This is a genomic window from Aquabacterium sp. TM01, from assembly GCF_057808345.1.
In genome coordinates, this window is record NZ_AP046529.1 from 3,640,058 (window position 1) to 3,657,454 (window position 17,397).

The 17,397-nt window shown below is 66.1% G+C and carries 15 protein-coding genes; 6 read left to right on the forward strand and 9 right to left on the reverse strand.

The features are described from left to right. Positions 1 to 37: 37 nt before the first annotated feature. Complete coding sequence (locus tag AC3WW4_RS16875; RefSeq protein WP_488829587.1) at positions 38 to 1,855, reverse strand: ABCB family ABC transporter ATP-binding protein/permease; 1,818 nt, start codon at positions 1,853 to 1,855, stop codon at positions 38 to 40. Positions 1,856 to 1,908: 53 nt separating this feature from the next. Between AC3WW4_RS16875 and AC3WW4_RS16880 the strand changes: the two genes are divergently transcribed. From AC3WW4_RS16880 to AC3WW4_RS16890, 3 genes are all read left to right on the forward strand, one after another. Then, positions 1,909 to 2,328 carry an acyl-CoA thioesterase gene (locus tag AC3WW4_RS16880; protein ID WP_488829588.1) on the forward strand — a complete coding sequence of 140 codons (420 nt, stop codon included), beginning with the start codon at positions 1,909 to 1,911 and terminating at the stop codon, positions 2,326 to 2,328. Positions 2,329 to 2,435: 107 nt separating this feature from the next. Continuing rightward, positions 2,436 to 2,942, forward strand: coding sequence for a glycine zipper 2TM domain-containing protein (locus AC3WW4_RS16885; RefSeq protein ID WP_488829589.1), 507 nt, complete (start codon positions 2,436 to 2,438; stop codon positions 2,940 to 2,942). 60 nt (positions 2,943 to 3,002) lie between these two features. Beyond that, positions 3,003 to 3,737 carry a 2OG-Fe dioxygenase family protein gene (locus AC3WW4_RS16890; protein ID WP_488829590.1) on the forward strand — a complete coding sequence of 245 codons (735 nt, stop codon included), beginning with the start codon at positions 3,003 to 3,005 and terminating at the stop codon, positions 3,735 to 3,737. Positions 3,738 to 3,785: 48 nt separating this feature from the next. Here AC3WW4_RS16890 and AC3WW4_RS16895 read toward each other — a convergent pair whose 3' ends face one another. The 7 genes from AC3WW4_RS16895 to AC3WW4_RS16925 all read right to left on the reverse strand — a co-directional run bounded on the left by AC3WW4_RS16895 (position 3,786) and on the right by AC3WW4_RS16925 (position 12,877). Further along, positions 3,786 to 4,739, reverse strand: a complete 954-nt coding sequence (locus tag AC3WW4_RS16895; RefSeq protein ID WP_488829591.1) for a GGDEF domain-containing protein — start codon at positions 4,737 to 4,739, stop codon at positions 3,786 to 3,788. 87 nt (positions 4,740 to 4,826) lie between these two features. After that, complete coding sequence (locus AC3WW4_RS16900) at positions 4,827 to 5,606, reverse strand: enoyl-CoA hydratase (RefSeq protein WP_488829592.1); 780 nt, start codon at positions 5,604 to 5,606, stop codon at positions 4,827 to 4,829. Positions 5,607 to 5,636: 30 nt separating this feature from the next. Beyond that, positions 5,637 to 6,512: an alpha/beta hydrolase family protein gene (locus AC3WW4_RS16905; RefSeq protein ID WP_488829593.1), complete on the reverse strand. Its 876-nt coding sequence runs from the start codon at positions 6,510 to 6,512 to the stop codon at positions 5,637 to 5,639. A 65-nt stretch (positions 6,513 to 6,577) separates the two neighbouring features. Then, the gene (locus tag AC3WW4_RS16910; RefSeq protein ID WP_488829594.1) at positions 6,578 to 7,801 is read right to left on the reverse strand and encodes an acetyl-CoA C-acyltransferase; all 1,224 of its coding nucleotides are present in this window, start codon (positions 7,799 to 7,801) and stop codon (positions 6,578 to 6,580) included. Positions 7,802 to 7,820: 19 nt separating this feature from the next. Next, positions 7,821 to 10,220, reverse strand: coding sequence for a 3-hydroxyacyl-CoA dehydrogenase/enoyl-CoA hydratase family protein (locus AC3WW4_RS16915; RefSeq protein WP_488829595.1), 2,400 nt, complete (start codon positions 10,218 to 10,220; stop codon positions 7,821 to 7,823). A gap of 87 nt (positions 10,221 to 10,307) precedes the next feature. Next, entirely contained in the window at positions 10,308 to 12,098 is a 1,791-nt protein-coding gene (locus AC3WW4_RS16920) for an acyl-CoA dehydrogenase C-terminal domain-containing protein (protein WP_488829596.1), read from the reverse strand. A 71-nt stretch (positions 12,099 to 12,169) separates the two neighbouring features. Then, a complete protein-coding gene (locus AC3WW4_RS16925) occupies positions 12,170 to 12,877 on the reverse strand; it encodes a TetR/AcrR family transcriptional regulator (RefSeq protein ID WP_488829597.1) in 708 nt (235 codons plus the stop codon). 247 nt (positions 12,878 to 13,124) lie between these two features. Here AC3WW4_RS16925 and AC3WW4_RS16930 point away from each other — a divergent pair, with 247 nt between their 5' ends. Next, positions 13,125 to 13,703 carry an HNH endonuclease gene (locus AC3WW4_RS16930; protein ID WP_488829598.1) on the forward strand — a complete coding sequence of 193 codons (579 nt, stop codon included), beginning with the start codon at positions 13,125 to 13,127 and terminating at the stop codon, positions 13,701 to 13,703. A 7-nt stretch (positions 13,704 to 13,710) separates the two neighbouring features. Here AC3WW4_RS16930 and AC3WW4_RS16935 read toward each other — a convergent pair whose 3' ends face one another. Further along, the gene (locus AC3WW4_RS16935; RefSeq protein WP_488829599.1) at positions 13,711 to 15,303 is read right to left on the reverse strand and encodes an alkaline phosphatase D family protein; all 1,593 of its coding nucleotides are present in this window, start codon (positions 15,301 to 15,303) and stop codon (positions 13,711 to 13,713) included. A gap of 98 nt (positions 15,304 to 15,401) precedes the next feature. On the opposite strand from AC3WW4_RS16935, the gene AC3WW4_RS16940 reads away from it, so the two are divergent. Both AC3WW4_RS16940 and AC3WW4_RS16945 read left to right on the forward strand, forming a co-directional pair. Further along, positions 15,402 to 16,133 (forward strand): PhaM family polyhydroxyalkanoate granule multifunctional regulatory protein, encoded by a 732-nt coding sequence (locus AC3WW4_RS16940; RefSeq protein WP_488829600.1) that lies wholly within the window; start codon positions 15,402 to 15,404, stop codon positions 16,131 to 16,133. Beyond that, positions 16,133 to 17,389, forward strand: a complete 1,257-nt coding sequence (locus AC3WW4_RS16945) for an FIST signal transduction protein (protein WP_488829601.1) — start codon at positions 16,133 to 16,135, stop codon at positions 17,387 to 17,389. The genes AC3WW4_RS16940 and AC3WW4_RS16945 overlap by 1 nt, the downstream gene beginning before the upstream one ends. The last annotated feature ends 8 nt before the right edge of the window (positions 17,390 to 17,397 follow it).

The window sequence follows — 17,397 nt, forward strand, 5'->3', positions numbered from 1 at the left end:
TGCGTATGAGAGGGGCCTGTCTCGCACCGCCCCTGCCTCAGTCCTGCCCCGCCTGCTGCAGCCGCCACATCTCGGCATAGCGCCCATTGGCCGCCAGCAGATGCGGGTGCGTGCCGCGCTCGATGATGCGCCCGTGCTCCATCACCAAAATCTCGTGCGCGTGCACGATGGTGGACAGGCGATGCGCGATCACCAGCACCGTCTTGCCCTGGGCCACCGCCGCCAGCTCGGCCTGGATGGCACGTTCGTTGGCCGAGTCCAGCGCCGAGGTCGCCTCGTCGAACACCAGCACCGGCGGGTTCTTCAACAGCGTGCGCGCGATCGCCACGCGCTGCTTCTCGCCGCCCGACAATTTCAAACCCCGCTCGCCCACCATGGTGTCGTAGCCCTTGGGCGTGCCGCTGATGAAATCGTGGATGCGCGCCGCCTGGGCTGCGGCCACCACCTCGTCGTGGGTGGCATCCGGCCGGCCATAAGCGATGTTGTAGGCCACCGTGTCGTTGAACAGCACCGTGTCCTGCGGCACGATGCCGATGTGGCGGCGCAGGCTGTCCTGCGTGAGGCTGCGCACATCGTGGCCGTTGACGGTGATGCGCCCGCCCTGAACGTCATAGAAACGGTACAGCAGGCGCGCCAACGTGGACTTGCCCGAGCCCGAAGGCCCCACCACCGCCACGGTCTGCCCGGCCGGGATCTCGAAGCTCAGGTCGTGCAAGATGGGCCGGCTCGGATCGTAGGCAAACTGCACCTGGTCAAAGCGTACCGACGGCGGCCCTTTCAGCAGCAGCGGTCGCGCATCGAGCGCATCGGCCACCTCGCGATCGCGTGTCATCAGCGTGAACATCTTGTCCAGATCGGTGAGCGACTGCTTGATCTCGCGGTAGATCACGCCCAGGAAGTTCAGCGGGATGTAGAGCTGGATCATGAAGGCGTTGACCATCACCAGATCGCCCACCGTCATCCGCCCAGCCACCACGCCCTCGGTGGCGCGCCACAGCATGGCGATCAGCCCGACGGCAATGATGGTCTGCTGCCCCGTGTTCAGCAGCGACAGCGAACGTTGCGACTTCAAGGCCGCCTGACGCAGCCGGTCGAGCGACTCGTCGTAACGCTGCGTCTCGAAGCCCTCGTTGTTGAAGTACTTCACCGTCTCGTAGTTGAGCAGCGAGTCCACCGCCCGCGTGTGCGCCTTCGAGTCCAGCTCGTTCATCTCGCGGCGAAAGCGCGTGCGCCAATGCGTCACCGTCACCGTGAAAGCGATGTACACGACCAAGGCGGCCAGGGTGATCCAGGCGAACACCATGTCGAACTTGGTGGCCAGCAGGGTCAGCACCAGCGTGACCTCGATCAGCGTGGGGATGATGCTGTAGAGCGAGTACGAGATCAGCGAGTGCACGGCCCGCGTGCCACGCTCGATGTCACGCGTCATGCCGCCGGTCTGGCGCTCCAGATGAAAGCGCAGGCTCAGCGCGTGCAGGTGCCCGAACACCTGCAGCGAGATGCGCCTCGCCGCTCCCTCGGTGGCCTTGGCAAACACCAGCTCGCGCAGCTCGGTGAACAGCGAGGTGGACAGGCGCAGCAGCCCGTAGGCCACCAGCAAGCCCACAGGCACCACCAACAGCGCCTGCGCCGGGCCGGCCTTGGGGGCCAGCGTGTCCACCAGGTCTTTGAGCAACAGGGGCACGCCCACATTGGCCAGCTTGGCGCCCACCATGAAGGCCAGCGCCAGCAGCACGCGGCCCTTGTAGGCCCACAGATAGGGCCACAGCCGCGCCAGCGTGTCGCGCTCGGAGCGGGGCTGATCTGTGACGGAGTGCGGGTTTTCACCGGCAGGTGGCGAAGCGTAGCGTCGCATTCTGGAACAATGCCTGATTGAGTTCGAAACGTCGATTGTCGACCTGATTGATCATGACCCTCACGCCCAAGCCCAATATCCTCATGTGCCCCCCGGATCTGCACCCCGAAATGGAGTTGCTGATGCGCGTCGTGCCCATGCCCTCGGATGCCAATGGCAATGGCGACATCTTTGGCGGCTGGATCATGGCCCAGGTCGATTTGGCCGGCTCCATCCTGCCGGGCATCGTCTCGCGCGGGCGCATCGCCACCGTGGCCGTCAACCAGTTCACCTTCAAGCAGGCCGTCTCGGTGGGCGATGTGGTGTCGCTCTATGGCCGCGTCGAGAAAATCGGCCGCACCTCCATCACCGTGCACATGGAAGTCTGGGCCGAGCGCAACCCCAGCCAGCCTCAGCTGTTCAAGGTCACCGAGGCCAACATCACCTACGTGGCCATCGACCTCGAAGGCAAACCCCGCGCCGTCCAGGCGTGACTTCCGCGCCCGGCGTCATCACGCTCGCCGGCGCCACACACACGGATACAGCTCCGCACCGGGGCTTGTGTCAGACTCTGAATGGCTCGACTGCCGGAAGACACACCATGCATCACCCTGCTTCACACGCTGACCACGCCCGCCACGCGCTCTCCCGCGCCCCCCTTCGCCAGCAAGTGGCAACCCGCTTGCTGGCCGGCCTGATCGGCTTGAGCGTGCTCACCGCCGGGCTGTTGACCACGCTGTCGGCCCAGGCCGCCGAGCCCACGCGCACCAGCCAGTCCGCAGCCAAACGCGGCACAGTGACCGACGTCCAGGCCGTTCAGGTCAAAGGCGAAGGCAGTGGCGTCGGTGTGGTGGCTGGCGCCGTCGTCGGTGGCCTGCTGGGCAACCAGGTGGGCAAAGGCACCGGCAACGCCTTGATGACCGCCGGCGGTGCCGTGGCGGGGGGCTACGCCGGCAACGAAGTCGAAAAGCACGTCAAGAAAAAGACCCTGTACAAAACCAAGGTCAAGCTCGACAACGGCAACGTGCAGTCCTTCACCGTGGGCCAGCGCTACGCCATCGGCGCCCGCGTACAGGTGTCCGGCCAGAAGCTGAGCCCGGCGCCCTGATTTGATTCGCCTCAAGCCCTGTCGTCCGGCGGGGCTCCCGGACTGTGCGACCATCTCGGTATGGACGCCCTGATTTCCACACCGCCCAGCCTGGCTGCCGACGCATTGCGCGCCCAGGGCTGGGCCGTCATCCAACCCGATGACCTGCTCGACTGGCTGCATGCGGATCACACCGCCGCCGAGACCATCCACGCCAGCTGGTCCGACCTTCCGCCCGACACCCACCTGCGCGACGGCGGCGCCTACCGCTTCCGCCGCCACAGCTGTTTCACGCTGGACACGGCCTCGGGCGAACTGGTGCAAACCCCGCACCGCGCCCACTGGCAACCGGTCACCTACAACGCCTTGCATGGCGGCTTCGAGCGCTGGTTCGAGCCGGTGGCCCCCGCCATCTGCGCCCACCCGCTGTGGCAGGCCCTGTTGCGCCAGATTGGTTTGCTGGTGGCCCAGGCCAAGCCGGTGCCGATGTGGTTCATCGAGGCACACCAGTTCCGTGTCGACACCGCCGGTGGCATTGGCCGCCCCACTCCGGAAGGCGCCCACCGTGATGGCGTCGATTTCGTGGCCGTGCTGATGCTGGGGCGCCATGCCATCAAGGGCGGCGAAACGCGCGTCTTTGAAGCCGAAGGCCCGCGCGGCGTGCGCTTCACGCTGCAAACCCCGTGGAGCACCGTGCTGCTGGACGACGAGCGCGTGATCCACGAAACCTCACCCATTCAGCCGCTCGACGACCACGGCTGGCGCGACACCCTGGTGCTGACCTTCCGTCAAGGCGGCTTCCAGAGCGAGCGCTGAGGCCTTCCCGGCCTGACACGTCGCCACGCGGCGGCGCCGCGCGCTGCCTCACAGCTGCTTGTGCCAGTCCTTGTGCAGCAGCTGGCGCACGGGCTCGCCGTCGGCCATCACCACACGGTCACGGCCGGTGCGCTTGGCCACATACAAGGCCTGATCCGCGCGGGACACCAAGTTGGCCCAGTCCTCGTCGGCACGCAGGCTGCGCGCCCCGCCGATGCTGAGGGTCACGGAAAACGTGGTGTCCAGGCTCAGCAGCGGGTGCACCGCCACCACCTGGCGCAGGCGCTCGCCCACCTGGATCAGCTGCTCCGGCTCGGTGCTTTGCAGCACCACCAAGAACTCTTCCCCGCCGATGCGACCGACCTGATCGCCATCGCGCAGGTGCTGGCGCAGCAGCTGCGCCACCTGCGTGAGAACCTCGTCGCCCACCGCATGACCATGCCGGTCATTGATGGATTTGAAGTGATCGACGTCACACATGAGCACACACAACGGCTCATGCTGGCTGCGCCGGTCGGCGTGCAGCCGCTCCAGGTGCGACAGGATGGCGCGCCGGTTCATCAAACCGGTCAAGGGATCGCGCGTGGCCATCTCGGCCAGCTGCCGCTCCATCCGCTTGCGATCGGTGATGTCGAGGATGGTGCCCACCAAGCCATTGACCTGGCCCTCGGCGCTCCTCAGCACGGTCTTGTAAAAAATCACGTCCAGCCGTTGCCCCGAAGGGGTCTGGACCTGTGACTCATAACGCTGGCTCTCGCCCGCGCTCATCAGGGCCTCGTCGGCCTCGAAATAGACCTGCGCCAGGTCAGGAGGCGACAGCTCGTACACCGACTTGCCCACGACCTCCGCCGGGCTCAAGCCCAGCAAGGCCGTGAACGCCTCATTGCAGCCCCGATAAATGCCCGCCCGGTCCTTGAAAAACACGGGCATCGGCAACGCATCCAGCACGGGCTGGATCACGTCGGGGGACAGTTGAGACAGGAGCAAAAGCCATTCATCCACGGAGGGCGCCACGCGCACGATCCAAAGATTATGATCGCTATCGCCGCCCCATCTCCGTCCGCAGGCTTGATCCTGATCATCAAAAGCTCAGCACTTGGAGAAGTCCGGCTTGCGCTTTTCCATCACGGCGCTGATGGCCTCCTTGGTCGCCGGGCCCGTCAGCAGGCTGCCAAACTGCTGCAATTCGGCCAGCATGACGGCGTGCAGCGCCTCGTGGTTGCTCTGCCGCATCAAGGCCTTGGTCACGCGCAGCGAGGTGGCCGGCTTGGCCGCCAGCTTGGCCGCTTGCGCCTGGGCATAGGCATTGACCTCGGTGGGCGGCAACACGCGGTTGACCAGGCCCATGTCCAGGGCGTCTTCGGCCGAGAAGGGCTCGCCGAACAAGAGCTTCTCGGCGGCGCGCTGGTAGCCCACGATCTGCGGCAACAACAGGCTGGAGCCCGCTTCCGGGCACAGGCCCAGGTTCACGAACGGCAGGCTGAAGCCCGCGTTGTCACCGGCATAGACCAGGTCGCAATGCAGCAGCAAGGTCGTGCCGATGCCCACGGCCGGACCGGCCACGGCGGCGATCAGCGGCTTGGGGAAGTCGCGCAAGATGGCGAGGAAGCGCACCACCGGCGCCGGCTCGGCGCCCGGCGTCATGTCGGGCGGGTTGCTCAGGAAGTCCATCAGGTCGTTGCCCGCCGTGAAGCAGGTCGGATCACCCTGGATCACGGCCACGCGCACCGTGTCATCGGTGGCGGCCGCTTCCAGTGCCTCGGCCAGCGCGCTGTACATCGCGCGCGTGATGGCGTTCTTCTTGTCCAGACGGTGGAAGGTCAGGGTCAGGATGCCGCCTTCGCGGTTCGACAAAATGGCGTCGGTCATGGTGTGGTTCCTCGCGAACGGAAAAGGAAATCAGGAAGCAGCCGGCGCGGCGGGAGACACCCCCAGCCAGCTCAGGCTGTGCGCCCAGCCCTTGGGACCGGTGCGCGTGTGAAAGAAATCAAAGTGGCCCACCGAGGCCGCCCCCACATCCTTCGGATGCAGGGTCAGGTAGCGCACGGACGTGCCAGTGTAGAGGCCGTGAATGGCCTCGACCCCACGCCGGTGCGCCATCTTGTCGTCGGTGAACAGCACCGCCGTGATGGGCCGGCGCACGGCGGCATAAGCCTCACGCACATGCGGCCCTTCCACGCAGCAGAAGTCGGGCGAGGCGCACCAGCGCTTCCACTGCCCCACGACGCCACGCGGCAGGTCGGCCACCGCGTTGATGCGCTTGCCGGCGAAATAGCCATGGCGCGCCACGCTCAGCGGCACGATCACATGCCAGAACAGCAACATGCCATAGCGCAGCGGCCGCGCCAGCTGGGAAATGTGGCCACTGCCGCTGCCCAGCGTGACCACATGGTCGATCTGCGGCAACTGTGGCATCAGGCCATACAGGATGCCGCCCATGCTGTGGCCGAACCAGCTGATAGGCAGATCCGGGTGCCGGCTCACGGCGCACTGCATGATCGCCGGGGCATCGTGCAGCGGCCAGTCGATCAGCTTGGCCCGGTAGCGCCGCAGATCGGCCGGCGCCGACGCGCCCATGCCGCGCCAGTCCAGTGTGTAGACGATGCAGCCGTGGTCGCTCAACCAGCGGGCATAGCGCTCGTAAAACGACTGGGGCACCCCCAGCGCCGGCGCCAGGATGACCACGCGCTGCACCGCCACCGACGCATCGGCCGGGCGGTAACAGCGGGCGGCCAGCGTGTGGCCATCGTCGGTGTGAAGCGTCAGGTGTTCCATACAGCTCTCAGGAAAAAGCCCGCACGAGGGCGGGCTTTTTCAGGCGTCAAACGCGGTGAAGCCGATTACAGGCTGTCCACGCGCTCGAAGATGCCGGCAGCGCCCTGGCCGGTGCCGATGCACATCGTCACCATGCCGTACTTGCCGCCGGTGCGACGCAGACCGTGCACCACAGTGGCCGCACGGATGGCGCCGGTCGCGCCCAGGGGGTGACCCAGGGCGATCGCGCCGCCCATCGGGTTCACCTTGGCACGGTCCAGCACGTGGCCCTTGCTGTCCAGATCCTTGAGCACGGCCAGCGACTGCGCCGCGAAGGCTTCGTTCAGCTCGACCCAGTCCATGTCCGAAGCCTTCAGGCCAGCGTATTCCAGGGCCTTGGGGATGGCTTCGATCGGGCCGATGCCCATGATTTCGGGCGGCACGCCCTTGACCGCGAAAGCCACGAACTTGGCCAGCGGGGTCAAGCCGTACTTCTCGCAGGCTTCCTTCGAAGCCAGGATCAGGCAGCCAGCGCCGTCGGACGTCTGCGACGAGTTGCCGGCGGTGACCGAACCCTTGGCCGCGAACACGGCACGCAGCTTGGCCAGACCTTCGACCGAGGTCTCAGGACGGGCACCTTCGTCACGGGTGATGACCTTCTTGGTGATGGTCACTTCGCCGGTTTCGAGGTTGGGCGTGCGCACTTCGATTTCGATCGGCGTGGTTTCGGCATCGAACCAGCCAGCTTGCTGAGCGGCGATGGCGCGACGGTGCGATTCAGTGGCGAAAGCGTCCTGCTCTTCGCGGGTCACCTTCCACTGCTCGGCCACCTTCTCGGCGGTCATGCCCATGCCGTAGGCGATGCCGACGTTCTCGTCCAGGTCCACGACCTTGGGATTGAACGACGGCTTGGAGCCGCCCATGGGAACCATGGACATGGACTCGACGCCACCGGCGATCATGACTTCGGCTTCACCGACGCGGATGCGGTCAGCGGCCATCGACACGGCGGTGATACCGGCCGCGCAGAAGCGGTTCACTGTGGCCCCGGCCACGGTCTTGGGCAGACCCGACAGCAGCGTGGCGATCTTGGCCACGTTCATGCCCTGTTCGCCTTCCGGCATCGCGCAGCCGACGATGGCATCTTCGATGGCAGCCGGATCCAGCGTGGGCACTTGCTTGAGGGCGTTCTTGATGGTGGCCACCAGCAGATCGTCCGGGCGGGTGTTCTTGAACACGCCACGGCCAGACTTGCCGATCGGGGTACGGGTGGCGGCAACGACGTAAACGTCGCGGAGTTGCTTGGACATTGTGTGTGTCTCCGATCGATCAGTTGCGGACAGGCTTGCCGGTCGACAGCATGCCCATGATGCGCTCTTGCGTCTTGGGGTTGTCCAGCAGCGTGCAGAAGTGCTTGCGCTCCAGGGCGTGCAGGTATTCCTCGCTCACCAGGGTGCCGGCATCGACGTCACCGCCGGTCAGCACATCGGCGATGCACGAGCTGATGAGGTAGTCGTGTTGCGAGATGAAGCCGCCGTCACGCATATTGATCAGCGACGATTGCAGCGTGGCCTTGACGTTGCGGCCAGCCACCGGGAACAGCTTCTTGGCCGGGGCGCGATAGCCCGACTCGAACATGGCCTTGGCCTGGGCGATGGCCACATACAGCAGCTCGTCCTTGTTGGCCACGATCACGTCGCCGTCGATCAGGTAACCGAACTTCTTGGCTTCGATGGCGGAGGTCGCCACCTTGGCCATGGCCGCAGCCTGGAAGCCTTCCTTGACGAAGCCCATCAGCTCGCCACCGATCTGGCCGGACACGCCCTTGGACGGCTCCAGCAGTTCGGCTGCACGGCGGGCCAGGTAAGCCAGGCCACCGCCGCCGGGGATCAGACCCACGCCGACTTCGACCAGACCCACATAGCTTTCCATGGCGGCCACGCGCTTGGAAGCGTGCACGGCCAGCTCGCAGCCACCACCCAGTGCCAGACCGTGCACAGCGGCCACGCTCGGCACGTTGCTGTAGCGCAGGTTCAGCATGAAGTCTTGCAGGGCCTTCTCGAACGGGGCCACAGCCTTGCCACCACCGCTCATGAAGGCAGGCATCATGGACTGCAGGTCGGCACCGGCCGAGAACGGGCCGTCTTGCGACCAGATCACCAGGCCCTTGTAGCCGGCTTCGGCGATTTCCAGACCCTTGGCCAGGCCATTGGTCACGGCTTCGCTGATGGTGTGCATCTTGGACTTGATCGAAGCGATGACCACTTCGTCGTCCAGGGTCCACAGGCGGATGGCGGCGTCTTCGAACAGGGTCTTGCCTGCGGTGGCGGCGTTCGGGGCGTTGGAGCCCAGCACGCTTTCACGGAAGTACTGACGCTTGTAGACGGGCAGGTCGCGCACAGGCACGTACTTGCCAGCCTTGGGCGACCACGAACCTTCGGCGGTGTGCACACCGTCGCGGCCGTCGAACACCCAGGCGGGCAGCGGGGCCGACGACAGGGCCTTGCCCGCGTCGATGTCGGCCTGCACCCATTCAGCCACTTGCTTCCAGCCGGCTTCTTGCCACAGCTCGAAGGGGCCTTGCTTGGCGCCGAAGCCCCAACGCATGGCGAAGTCGATGTCGCGAGCGGACTCGGCGATGGACTCCAGCGTGACAGCGGCGTAGTGGAAACCGTTGCGCAGGATGGCCCACACAAACTGGGCTTGCGGGTTGCTCGACTCACGCAGGGCCTTCAGACGCTCGGCAGCCGGCTTCTTGAGGATCTCGGCGACGTCCTTGTCGGCCTTGCCGCCGCCGGCCACGTACTCACCCGTGGCGGCGTTGAACTGCAAGATGTCCTTGCCGACCTTCTTGAAGAAACCGGCCTTGGTCTTTTGACCAAAGTTGCCCAGCTCCAGCAGCTTGGTCAACGCGGCGGGGGTTTCGAACGCGCCAGAGAACACGTCGTCACGGGCACCGTTTTGCAACGTCTTGATGACGTGGTTCATGGTGTCCAGACCCACCACGTCGGCGGTGCGGAAGGTGGCCGACGAGGCGCGGCCCAGCTTCTTGCCGGTCAGGTCGTCGACGATGTCGTAGCCCAGGCCCGAACGCTCGACTTCGCGGAAAGTCAGCATCATGCCGGCCACGCCCACGCGGTTGGCGATGAAGTTGGGGGTGTCATACGCACGGATCACGCCCTTGCCGACCACGGAGGCCGAGAAGGTTTCCAACTGGTCAACCACCTCAGGAGCGGTGAGCTCCGTGGGGATCAGCTCCAGCAGGTGCATGTAGCGCGGGGGGTTGAAGAAATGGATGCCCAGGAAGCGCGAACGCAGCTGCTCAGGCAGCACGTTGGCCATGGCCGTGATGGACAGACCCGAGGTGTTGGTGGCCAGGATGGCGCGGTCGTTGACGAAGGGGGCGATCTTCTTGTACAGATCTTCCTTCCAGTCCAGACGCTCGGCGATGGCTTCGATGATCAGGTCGCAACCGCGCAGCTCTTCGAGGTGCTCTTCGTAGTTGGCTTGCTGGATCAGGGCAGCGTCATCGGCCACGCCCAGAGGCGCCGGCTTCATCTTCTTCAGGTTCTCGACCGCGCGGGTCACGATGCCGTTCTTGGGGCCTTCTTTGGCGGGCAGGTCGAACAGGACGACCGGCACCTTCACGTTGACCAGGTGGGCCGCGATCTGGGCGCCCATGACGCCGGCGCCGAGCACGGCCACCTTGCGCACATTGAATTGACTCATGTTCTCTCCTAGGGGAACTTCAGGTGTGTGGTTGGAACGAGAGAAAAGGGAGGGGGTGAACCCGCCTCCCTTTGAAGAACCTGTCGATTAGAACAGGGCTTCGTCCATTTCCATCAGGGGCTTCAGACCAGCCTTGGCGGTGATCATCGCGGTTTCGACTTCGGGCACCATCTTGGCGAAGTAGAAGCGCGCGGTGGCCAGCTTGGCGGTGTAGAACTTGTCGCCGGAGTCTTGCTTTTCCAGGGCGATCTTGGCCATGCGGGCGAAGAAGTAAGCGTAGACCATGTGGCCGACCACGCGCAGGTAGTCGACGGCGGCTGCGCCCACTTCGTCAGGGTTCTGCATGCCCTTCATGCCGATTTCCATGGTGAAGGCTTGCACCTTCTTGCCCAAGTCGGCCAGGGGCACGGTGAACTCTTGCAGAGCGGCGTTGTCGGCGTTTTCCTTCACGAAGGCCGAGACGCGCTTGCCGAACTTGGTCAGCTTGGCGCCACCGTCGCCCAGCACCTTGCGGCCCAGCAGGTCCAGCGACTGGATGGTGTTGGTGCCTTCATAGATCATGTTGATGCGCGCGTCACGCACGAACTGCTCCATGCCCCACTCGTGGATGAAGCCGTGGCCACCGAAGACCTGCTGGCAATGCACGGTGGCTTCCCAGGCGTTGTCGGTGATGAAGGCCTTCACGATCGGGGTCAGCAGGGCGACGGTGTCGTCGGATTCCTTGCGAACGGCTTCGTCCGGGTGGTTGTGGGCCTTGTCCAGCTCGACGGCGGTGAAGTACACCAGGGCGCGGGCGCCTTCGGCGTAGGCACGGGCGGTCAGCAGCATCTTGCGCACGTCAGGGTGCACGATGATGGGGTCGGCAGCCAGATCCGGACGCTTGACACCCGACAGGGCACGCATCTGCACGCGGTCCTTGGCGTAGTTGACAGCGTTTTCGTAGGCGACCTGTGTCAGACCCAGGGACTGGTTGCCCACGCCCAGGCGGGCGCCGTTCATCATCACGAACATGGCCATCAGACCACGGTGAGGCTGGCCCACCAGGGTGCCGATGGCGCCGTCCAGCACGATCTGGGCCGTGGCATTGCCATGGATGCCCATCTTGTGCTCCAGACCGCCGCAGTACACGCCATTGCGCGAACCCAGCGAGCCGTCGGCGTTGACGTTGAACTTGGGCACGACGAACAGGGAGATGCCCTTCGAGCCAGCGGGAGCGTCGGGCAGGCGTGCCAGCACCAGGTGGACGATGTTGTCGGCCATGTCGTGCTCGCCGGCCGAGATGAAGATCTTCTGGCCAGTGATCTTGTAGGTGCCGTCGCCCACGGGCTCGGCCTTGGTGCGCAGCAGGCCCAGGTCGGTGCCGCAATGCGGCTCGGTCAGGCACATCGTGCCGGTCCACTCGCCGGAGGTCAGCTTGGGCAGGTAGGTCTTCTTTTGCTCGTCGGAACCATGGGCTTCCAGGGCCGCATGGGCGCCGTGGCTCAGGCCGGGGTACATGGTCCAGGCCTGGTTGGCCGAGTTCAGCATTTCATAGATGGCCTGGTTGACCAGGATGGGCAGGCCCTGGCCGCCCCACTCCGGATCAGCCGACAGCGCGGACCAGCCGTTTTCGGTGTACTGCTTGTAGGCTTCCTTGAAGCCATCAGGCGTCTTGACTTCGTGGGTTTCCTTGTTCAGGACGCAACCCTGGGTGTCGCCCACCAGGTTCAGAGGCGCCAGCACTTCGGAGGCGAACTTGCCACCCTCTTCGAGCACGGCATTGACGGTGTCGGCATCCACATCGCCATAGGCGGGGATCTGCTTGAGTTCATCGACAGCGCCGAGCAGCTCGTGGATCACGAATTGCATGTCGCGCAGCGGGGGGGTGTAAGAAGGCATCGTGAAGCTCCTCGGTCAGAAAGGCACGTTAAACAAGAAATTACCTGATCTATAAGCCAGGTGATCGGGGGTCAAACAGGGGCGGCACCGGTCGGCGCCGCGTTCGGAAACAGGGGGTGGGGCGCCCCTTGCGCGTAGAACTGCACCACGCGCTCGAAGGCCACACGGGCCCGGTCCACCGCGCCGGCCGAGCGCAGGAAGCGCGCATCGTGGTGGAGCGAGAGGATCAGGCCATGAATTTCAAACAGCATCTGCATCGGGTCGGTGTCGGCGCGCAGGTGACCCAGGTCGATGGCCTGCTGGATGGCCTTGTTGAGTGCGCCGTGCCACAGCAGCACCATGCTGGCCAATGCATCGCGCACGGGTCCGGGCCGGTCGTCGAACTCGACGGCACCGCTGATGTAGATACAGCCGGAATCGATTTCCGTGGCCACCTTGCTCACCCAGTTCTTGATCAGGGCGCGCAGGCGCGGCAGGCCGCGCGGTTGACGCATGGCGGCACGGAACACCTCTTCCTCGAACCGCTCGTGGTATTCGCGGATGACGGAGATTTGCAGCTCTTCGCGGGAGCCAAAGTGCGCGAAGACGCCGGACTTGCTCATGCCGGTGACTTCGGCCAGGGCGCCGATCGACAGGCCCTCAATGCCCATCTGGGCGGCCAGGCTCAAGGCGGCGTCGAGGATGGCAGCACGGGTCTGCTGGCCCTTGTGCGCCCCGCGCCCACGCTCACGCCCGGCCTCATGGGCAGGCTTGACGTCGTGGGGGGTCACAGTGGCCACAGCTCTTCCTCAAAATAAAACGAACGGTCGTGCTATTTTGCAGAAAATGATGGCGGCTGTGTGAAGTCCGTGAAAAAAAAGTGGGATCTGTGGGTTCTTCCCCCCATCCTCGGGGGACAAGGGCCCCTTGCCAACCCCGGGTTGGCCCTTGGTTGCCAGCGCCCCAAGCCTGGGCCGATGCCAACATCTTGAGAATGTCACACAAGATGTTCTATCCTGTGCCCATCTTCGCCTGAATGAGGGCTGTATGGACGTGCTGCAACTTGACGTGTCAGGTCGTCCGCAGGCCTGGCTGTCGGCCAGGGACGCGGCGCTGCTGTATGCCACCGATGAGGTCGCCTGGACGATCGGCGACCCGTTCATGGTGTTGCGCGGCGGCGTCCAGCGACACTCGGGCCTGCCCTCGCGCCTGCCGCTGCACCCCATCGTTGCCGTGCGGGGCTGTGTCCCGACCCGGGCCTGGCGACAGGAGCCCGCGCTGTCCAACCCCAAGCTGTTTGCCCGCGATCGCCACCTGTGCGCCTACTGCGGCCAGCACTTCCCCTACGACGCCCTCACCCGCGAGCACATCGTGCCCACCTCGCGCGGCGGCCGTGACAGCTGGCGCAACTGCATCACCGCCTGCCGCAACTGCAATGGGCGCAAAGGCAACCGCACGCTCGATGAGCTGAGCTGGTCGCTGTACTACCTGCCTTATGTGCCCAGCCTGCACGAGGACATGATCCTGCGCGGGCGGCGCATCCTGGTCGATCAGATGGATTTTTTGCTTGCCAGCGTGCCGCCGCACAGTCGGCTGCACCAGGCGCTGAGTCCGGCGCTGTGCTGAGTGGGGATCAGGCCTTGCGCGGCCCAGGTTGGCCGCGCTCGATCACATAGCGCGCCTGGGTGCGCAAGCGGCTGTCGGCGCGCACGGGGTGCGGGGTGCTGCGGAAATCGATCTGCACCTGTCGGGGCGTGATGTCCAGCAAAACATAGCCGCGCTCATCACCTCGAACGTGCAGCAGATCGGGGTTGCCACGCTTGACCCAGCTGCTCAGCAGCTCGCTCAGGCCCCGGCTGCTCACCGACGTGGTGACGATTTCACTGGCGATGATCGGGGATGCCGGGTCCTCAGGGTCCAGGCGCAGGTTGGCGGCCACATGGCGATGGACATCACCGCCCAGGCAGACCACATCGGGCACGCGAGGCTGGGCAATGGCCTCGGTCAGGCGCCGGCGCGCGGCCGGGTAGGCATCCCAGCCATCGGCATACAGCAAGGGGCCCAGCGGCGAGCGCAACACGCCCGGCGAAATCTGTGAGGACTGGACGATGAACTTCCAGTCGCTGGTGCTGGAGGCCAAGGCTGCCGCCACGTCGTAGGCCTGGCTCTGGCCCAGCATCGTGCGCTCGGGCGCCTGGGCGGCATCGCACTGCCACAGCAGCTTGCCGTTCATCGGCGCGTGGCGCCCCGCACACACGGCCGGGTCGCGGAATTGGCGCGTGTCCACCGTGATCAGGTCCGCCAGTTGCCCCCATTGGTAGCGCCCATGCAAAGGCATGCTGCCACCGACGGGCGCCCGGTGCGGCGAGAAGGGCAGGTGCTCGAAATACGCCTGATACGCTGCGGTGCGTACGGCCAGGAAGGCCTGCGGGTCCGGCAGTTCCGGGCTGTGGCGCCCGGTGTAGTCAGCCGAGACCTCGTGGTCGTCCCACACCATCAGCCAGGGGTGGGCGGCATGGCAGGCGCGCAGGTCTGGATCGAGCTTGTAGGCCGCGTAGTGCTGGCGGTAGTCGGCCAGGGTGCGCCGATGCAAGTCGGGCATGACGTGCGGGTGGCGGCGCACACGCAGATAAGGCTTGGCCTGGGTGCCGTAGATGTAGTCACCTACGAACAGCACGAGATCGACATCGCTGGCGGCGATCTCGCGGTGAACGGTGTAGTAACCCGTTTCGTAATGCTGGCAGGACGCCAGCGCCACACGCATGCGGGTATTGCGCTCGCCTGAGGCGGGCGCGGTGCGGGTGCGGCCCACGGGGCTGCGCTGCCCCCCGGCCTCGAAGCGGTAGAAGCAGGAGCGCCCGGGAGGCAGGCCCTTGACTTCCACATGCACGCTGTGGGCAACGGCCGGATCGGCCACGGCGCTGCCACTTTGCAGCACCTGCGCAAAACGGGCATCGGCCGCCACCTCCCAGCGCACCGGCACGGCCTGCGCGGGCATGCCTCCGTCGGCCTGCAGGGGCTTGGGCGCCAGACGGGTCCAGATGACCACCGAATCGGAGCGGGGCTCCCCGCTGGCCACGCCCAGGGTGAAAACCTCGTCAGACACGTTCCAGGCACCCGGCGGCGGCACCTGTCCCCGCGCCTGAGCACGGTGGGCACACACTTGCTGCCAGGCCAGGGCAGCAGCGAGACGACTGAGATGAGAAAACAGGGCGCGGCGTTGCATGAAGGCGCCGATTATGCGTTGCCTGTTCCGAAGGCTGCCCAAGCCCGCGCCACAAAGGCACAATGGATCACACCACCCGTGACCGACAGGAGACCGCCATGACCACGCGACCACACAGCACCGATCCGTCCGGCTCCAGCCATGAAGGCGCCCTCCCCTTTGCGGGCCTGGGGGCAGGCCTGGGCTTTTTTCAGGACTGGATGAAGGCCGCCGGCGCCGCCCTGCCCGGCATGAGCGCCCCCACTGGCGCCACCGTCCCCGGCATGCCGGCCTGGTCCGTACCCACCCTTGATCCCGAGGAGCTGGACAAGCGCATCCAGGAGCTCAAGACCGTGCAGTTCTGGCTGGAGCAAAACAGCCGGATGATCGCCATGACGATCCAGGGCATGGAAGTGCAGAAGATGACGCTGTCGACCCTACAGGGCATGAACGTGTCGATGGACGCACTGCGTGACACGCTGAAGGCCCAGCCGGCGTCGGCATCCCCTGACACCGCCCCGGCCTCTGGGGCGGCGGCCGAACCCGCCGCGGAGACCCCGGCCCACGACCTGATCAACCCGATGCACTGGTGGGATACGCTGACACAGCAGTTCTCCCACCTGGCCACCCAGGCCTCGCAAACAGCGCAGACCGTGGGCCAGAGCGTGGAAGCCTCCATGCAGGACATGGTGGCCAAGGCCCAGGCGGCTGCCGCCCCCGCTGCGGCGGCCACCGCCGAAGCCCTGAAGCCCGCCACGCGCCAGCCTCGTGCTCGCACGGCGGCCAGCAAGACCCCGGCGCGCAAGCAGGCCGCCAGCAAGACCGCACGCAAGACGCCACCCCAAGCCTGATGTCCCCTGCTGCGCACCCCCTGGGCCTGCGTTGCCTGCACGCCCACGCCACCCACCCCCAGCCCGACTTGGCGCTGGAGCTGGTCTGGGCGCAACTGGCCTCGCAAGGTGCCCGTGACCTCGGGGCCACCCTGGGCTGGTGCTACCTGAGCGACGAACTGGCGCATGGGGCCGACGCCATCCTGCACGGGCTGCGCCAGCATCTGCCCGAGGTGGCCTGGGTGGGGGCCATCGGCGCCGGCGTCTTGGCCACGGGCGTGGAATACCTGAACGAGCCGGCCCTGGCGGTGATGCTGTGCAATCTGCCGCACGACGACTTCCGCATCTTCCATGGTCGCCAGCCTTTGCCACCAGCGCAGCCACTGAGCCACCCCGGCTGGCACGCGCACGTGGCGCAAGTGCACGCCGATGGGCAAACGCCGGACCTGCCCGAGCTGCTGCGCGAACTGGCCGAGCGCACCGACACCGGCTACCTGTTCGGAGGCCTCAGCGCGGGTCAGGCCCACAGCCTGCACCTGGCCGTCGACCCGCACGATCCGGCCGCCCACCTCGGCAGCCGGGATCCGGGGGCGCTCGGCTTGTGGCACGGGGGCCTGTCGGGCGTGGCCTTCCACCAGCGGGTGCGCCTGGTCTCGCGGGTCACACAGGGCTGCGCGCCGGTGGGACCTCGCCGCGAGATCACCGCAGCCGACCGCCACCTGGTGTACGAGTTGGATGGGCAACCCGCTCTGCAATGCCTGATGCAGGACCTGGGGGTGAGCGCCCCCTTGCGCTCACCCGACTGGCAGCGCGAGGCCTTGCCCAAGGTTCGGATGACCTTGGCGGGCCTGACCGAGGCCCATGAAGACCTGCTCAGCCACGGCGCCCACTTTGGCGCCGACAGCCGGGTACGCCACCTGATCGGTTTGGACCCGGCCCGACAGGGTGTGGCCTTGAGCGAAGCGGTCAGCACGGGGATGCAACTGGCGTTCTGCCAACGCGATGCCCACGCGGCCAGGCAGGATCTGGTGCGGATGTGCGCGGAGATCCGCGAAGAGTTCGACCCCAGCGAACACCCCGACAGCCAACCCGTGGGTGCGATCTACGTGAGTTGCACCGGGCGCGGCGGGCCTCACTTCGGGGGGCCAAACGCCGAGATGGCCGTCATCGCCCATGCGCTGGGCGACATCCCCTTGGTGGGCTTTTTTGCAGCCGGTGAAATTTCCCGCCATCACCTGCACGGCTACACGGGCGTGCTGACCGTCCTGGGTGGGTGAGCCTGCGC